At 75.5% G+C, this 2,082-nt stretch carries 2 protein-coding genes and 1 pseudogene; all 3 read left to right on the plus strand.

Annotated features, from left to right (window positions below; genetic code table 11):
• A pseudogene (locus tag QH283_RS25225) lies at positions 1 to 401 on the plus strand (ESX secretion-associated protein EspG); the annotation flags it as partial.
• A gap of 97 nt (positions 402 to 498) precedes the next feature.
• Positions 499 to 870: a hypothetical protein gene (locus QH283_RS25230; RefSeq protein ID WP_280505425.1), complete on the plus strand. Its 372-nt coding sequence runs from the start codon at positions 499 to 501 to the stop codon at positions 868 to 870.
• Entirely contained in the window at positions 870 to 2,006 is a 1,137-nt protein-coding gene (locus QH283_RS25235) for a hypothetical protein (RefSeq protein WP_280505426.1), read from the plus strand. Before QH283_RS25230 ends, QH283_RS25235 begins: the two co-directional genes overlap by 1 nt.
• Positions 2,007 to 2,082: the final 76 nt, after the last annotated feature.

Below are 2,082 nucleotides of genomic sequence, written 5' to 3' on the forward strand. Positions count from 1 at the left end.
GGGGGGGGGGGCTGGCGGGGCGGGTGCGTTTCTGGTGGGGTCCCGCGGCAATGGGGGGGGCCGGTATCGCGGCGGGGCTGCCGACGACGCCCGCGGGTCGCGAGCCCGCCCGCGCGGCCTCGACGACCGCGGTCTACGACACCGAGGCGGTGCGCCCCGCGCCGGAGGTGGCCCGCATCCGCAGGCTGCTGCTGGCCAAGCACACCTCCACCGGCCACATCCGCATCGAGCCTCGGCTGGACCGGCAGCAGCCGCCCGCGCCGGTGCACTACACCTGGGTCGACGTGGAGGGGGACGGACGGTATCTGGTGAAGGCGGACGAGACGGTGCGCGTCGTGCCCGCCTCGATCGAGCAGATGGCGGGGCAACTCCAGAAATGGGTGCCCGCCCGGACCGGGTGAGCCCGACGCGCACCCCGGTGTCGGGGGCTGGCGTTAGGCTGAAACCGACCCGACCGGTGGGCGTTCCGGTCGGACCGACCGATCGCAGGGGGTGCGCATGACTCTGGAGTCGAGCAGAGCCGACATCGCGCGGTTCAGGGAGCAGGCCCGCACGGGCGAGGTCCGTTTCGATCCCGAGGCCGCGCGTCGCTGCGCCGACCTGTACGAACAGCAGGCCGACCGGTTGCTCCAGTTGCGGGATCGGATCGAAACGGTCGGTCAGGCACAGGGATTCGGCGGCTTCGACTCCGCCAAGCAGCTACAGGCCGGATTCGGCCACAAGGCGCGCGACGCGGCCGCCCTGCTCGATCACTACATCGAGGCCTCCTACCGGATGAAGGAGGCCTTTCTGCTCAGCGCCGGACTCTACGAGGAGGCCGATGCCGCGAGCGCGGCGGCGCTGCGCGCGATCGAGACGAGGTTGCCCTGATGAGCGGCGTCGATCCCACCTACATCAGCTCGATGGAGCACTTCGAGTCGTTCACGCACGAGGAGATCTACGCCAGGACCCAGCAGATCGACGCGGGCGAGATCCTGCGCGCCTCCGGGGCGTGGCTGGAGGCCGCCGCCACCGTGGCGGGCGCGCTGCCGTTGACCAGGGCCGCCGCCGACCGGGTCATGAACGACATGGAGTGGGAGGGCGCCGCCGCCGAGGCCGCCTACGCCAGCACCCGCAGCTTCGCCGAATCGGTGGAGGAGCTGAGCGCGGTCATGGGTGAGGTCGGCGCCCGGCTCGGCGCGGTCGCCGCCGCCGCCGAGGCGGTCAAGGTCGCCGTGGTGCCGCCCGGTGAGGGCGGGCCGGTCGGCGCGCTCGCGCGGTTGCTGGAGGCCGCCAGGATCATCGACGCGCAGATGGCGCAGGAGGCGCTGCGCCAGGAGGCCGTGCTGGCGATGAACATGCTCTACAAGCCCGCCTACACCGCGGCCGGAACAGGTGTGCCCGCCCTGCCGGAGCCGCCGGGGGTGTTGCGGGTGCCCGGGGCCGAGGAGGCCCCGTACCGGTCCGCGCCCGGCCAGGGCTCCGACGCCGCTCCCGGTGTCGCCGAAACCCCCTCCCCGCAGGGAGAGTCCGATGCGCCGGGCCAGGCGGCTCCCGAGGGCGACGCCGCGCCGGAGCCCCAGGAGTCCCCCGGCGAGCCCGCACCGCCGAGCGATCAGGCACCGGAGCCGGACCGGGAGTCCGCGCCCCCGACATCGGAAGCGCCCGCGGAGCCCAGCCCCGCGCCGGAAGCTCAGGATGCGGAGAGCACGCCGTCACCCGAGCCCACACCGGAACCGGCCCCGGAACCGACGCCCGCCCCGGAGCCCTCGCCCACGCCGCCGCCGGCCCCGGAGCCCCCGCCGTCACCGGAGCCCGCGCCCACCCCGCCACCGGCGCCGCCACCGGAACCGGAACCCGCTCCCGCGCCACCACAGGACCCCGCGCCACCGCCGCCCGCGAGCGATCCCGGTCTCACCGATCCCGGCGGCCCGCCGGGCGTCACCGGCCCCGTGCCGGGCGGCGATCAAGGCGCGGCGCACCAGTCGGGCATGGATCAGCCGGGCGTCATCCCGACCCGGTCCTAGGGCAGGGCCACGAGGCCGGTCGATCGCGTGCGCCGTCGGCATCGCCCCGGGGGGGCCCGCCGGGGGGGGGGGGGGG

It is taken from the genome of Nocardia farcinica, from assembly GCF_029867845.1.
Taxonomy (GTDB): Bacteria; Actinomycetota; Actinomycetes; order Mycobacteriales; family Mycobacteriaceae; genus Nocardia; species Nocardia farcinica_A.